The organism is Bradyrhizobium sp. (assembly GCF_049581145.1).
In the GTDB taxonomy this organism is placed as follows: Bacteria; Pseudomonadota; Alphaproteobacteria; order Rhizobiales; family Xanthobacteraceae; genus Bradyrhizobium.
On sequence record NZ_JBAURI010001247.1, the window covers coordinates 1 to 2,543 of the forward strand.

Annotated in this window: 3 protein-coding genes and 1 pseudogene; all 4 read left to right on the forward strand. The window is 64.6% G+C overall.

Features of this window, described 5'->3' with window-relative positions:
• On the forward strand, positions 1 to 447 hold a 447-nt coding region (locus tag WCB02_RS39610), incomplete at its 5' end, for a dienelactone hydrolase family protein (protein WP_423967881.1).
• A gap of 15 nt (positions 448 to 462) precedes the next feature.
• On the forward strand, positions 463 to 1,305 hold the full coding sequence (lgt, locus tag WCB02_RS39615; protein ID WP_423967883.1) for a prolipoprotein diacylglyceryl transferase: 843 nt from the start codon (positions 463 to 465) through the stop codon (positions 1,303 to 1,305).
• Positions 1,306 to 1,323: 18 nt separating this feature from the next.
• A complete protein-coding gene (locus WCB02_RS39620; RefSeq protein ID WP_423967885.1) occupies positions 1,324 to 2,445 on the forward strand; it encodes a class I SAM-dependent methyltransferase in 1,122 nt (373 codons plus the stop codon).
• Positions 2,442 to 2,543 (forward strand): annotated as a pseudogene (locus WCB02_RS39625) (polyphenol oxidase); the annotation flags it as partial. The gene WCB02_RS39620 and the pseudogene WCB02_RS39625, both read left to right, overlap by 4 nt.

Sequence of the window (2,543 nt, forward strand, 5' to 3'; positions counted from 1 at the left end):
ATCCCGATGGTGATGGAAGACACCAAGGCGCTGCTGGCTTATGCCGACGGCCAGGCCGCGGCCGACACCAAGATCGTCGGCAGCGTCGGCTATTGCATGAGCGGGCGCTACGCGATCAACGCAGCGACGCATTTTCCGGACCGGGTCAAGGCGGCCGCCTCGGTCTACGGCACGCGTCTGGCGACCGACCAGGAGGACAGCCCGCATCTCGCCGCAACGAAAACCAAAGCCGAACTTTATTTCGCCTGCGCCGAGACCGATATCTACGCGCCGGCGGAGATCATCGAGAAAGTAACAGCCGCCATGCAGGGCGCCAATGCCGAGGTCGAGATCTATCCCGCCACCCATCACGGCTTCGCTTTTCCCAGGCGGCCCGTTTACCACCGCGACGCCGCCGAGCGCCATTGGGAGCGGCTGCTCGCGCTCTATCGCCGCAACCTCTCCTGAAGCCGAAAGGCCCCGATGCTCTTCCTCCTCATTGCCTTTCCGGTATTCGATCCGATCGCGATTGCGATCGGACCGATCGCGATCCGCTGGTATGCGCTGGCTTATATCTGCGGCATCGTCGTGGGCTGGATCTATGGGCGCTCGCTGCTCAAGAATGAAAGGCTGTGGGGCGGCCCGGCGCCGATTTCGCTGCTGCAGCTCGACGACTTCATCCTCTGGGTCACCATCGGCATCATTCTCGGCGGCCGGACCGGCTATGTGCTGTTCTACAATTTTCCCTTCTTTGTGCAGCATCCGGCCGAGATCTTCGAATTGTGGAAGGGCGGCATGTCGTTCCATGGCGGCTTCATGGGCTGCGTGATCGCGGTGATCTGGTTCTCCCGCGCCAACCAGCTGCCTATCCTGTCGCTCGGCGACATCACCACGGCGGTCGCTCCGATCGGGCTGTTCCTCGGACGCATCGCGAATTTCATCAACAGCGAATTGTGGGGCCGTCCGGCCGATCCCCGCCTGCCCTGGGCGATGATCTTCCCCAATGGCGGGCCGCTGCCGCGCCATCCAAGCCAGCTCTACGAGGCGGGCATGGAGGGAATCCTGCTGTTTACCGTGCTGGCGGTGATGATCCGGTTCGGCGCCCTGAAGCGGCCGGGATTGATCCTCGGCAGCTTCATCGCGCTCTACGGCATCGCCCGCATCACCGGCGAGCATTTCCGCGAGCCGGATCCGCAGCTCGGCTTCCTGTGGGGCGGGCTGACGATGGGCATGCTGTTGTCGATGCCGATGGTCATCGCCGGCGCGATCATTATTGTTTGGGCTTGGCGCCACAAGGCGCCGATCCAGGCCGAGCAAATTCCTTAGCTCCTTCCAAGGCGGGCCGTGACCGAATATTCGCCGCTGTCGAGCGAAATCAAGAAGACGATCAGGTCGTCCGGGCCGATGCCGGTCTGGCGCTACATGGAGCTGTGCCTGACGCATCCGGAGCATGGCTATTATGTTTCGCGCGATCCGATCGGACGCGAGGGCGATTTCACTACCTCGCCCGAAGTCAGTCAGATGTTCGGCGAATTGCTCGGGCTGTGGGCGGCGTCGGTGTGGAAATCGATGGGCTCGCCGAGCTCGCTGCGGCTGATCGAACTCGGCCCCGGCCGCGGCACCATGATGGCGGATGCGCTGCGCGCGCTGCGCGTGCTGCCGCCGCTCTATCAGACGCTGAGCGTGCATCTGGTCGAGATCAATCCGCTGCTGCGTGACAAGCAGAAGGAGGCCTTGTCCGGCACGCGCGACATCGCCTGGCATGACAGCATCGATGACGTGCCCGAAGGGCCGAGCGTCATCCTCGCCAACGAATATTTCGACGCGCTGCCGATCCACCAGGTGGTCAGGCGCGAAACCGGCTGGCACGAGCGCGTGATCGACATCGACGACAGCGGCAAGCTGATTTTTGCTACAGCGGCCGACCCTCTGCCCCGCTTCGAGGTGCTGCTGCCGCCGCTGGTCCGCGCGGCGCCGGTCGGCGCCGTGTTCGAGTGGCGGCCGGACGCCGAGATCATGAAGATCGCGAGCCGCGTACGCGATCAGATCGGCGCGGCGCTGATCATCGACTACGGCCATGCGCGCAGCGACGCCGGGGATACCTTTCAGGCCGTCATGCGTCATGCGTTCACCGATCCCTTGAAGGCGCCCGGGCTTGCGGATATCACCGCGCATGTCGATTTCCAGGCGCTGTCGCGTGCCGCGGAAGATGTCGGCGCACGCGTCCATGGCCCGGTGACGCAGGGTGAGTTCCTGAAACGCCTCGGCATCGAAACCCGGGCGGTCTCCTTGATGGCGAAAGCCAGCCACGAGGTGTCCGAGGACATCGCCAACGCGCTGCGACGGCTGACCGAGGGCGGCCGCACCGGCATGGGCTCGCTGTTCAAGGTGCTCGGCGTCTCCGCGCCGCAGCTCATGTCTCTGCCCGGCCTGAGCGACGAAAAATCGGCCGCCGGAGGCTCATGATGCTGTTGTCCCCGCTGCTGTCCGCCATTCCCGGCTTGCGCCACGCCTTCTTCACCCGCGACGGCGGGGTGTCCGACGGCATCTATGCCGGCCTCGAT

Excerpts from the sequence above, each read along its gene's own strand:
- lgt (WP_423967883.1), top strand. The coding sequence starts at position 463 with ATGCTCTTCCTCCTCATTGCCTTTCCGGTATTCGATCCGATCGCGATT.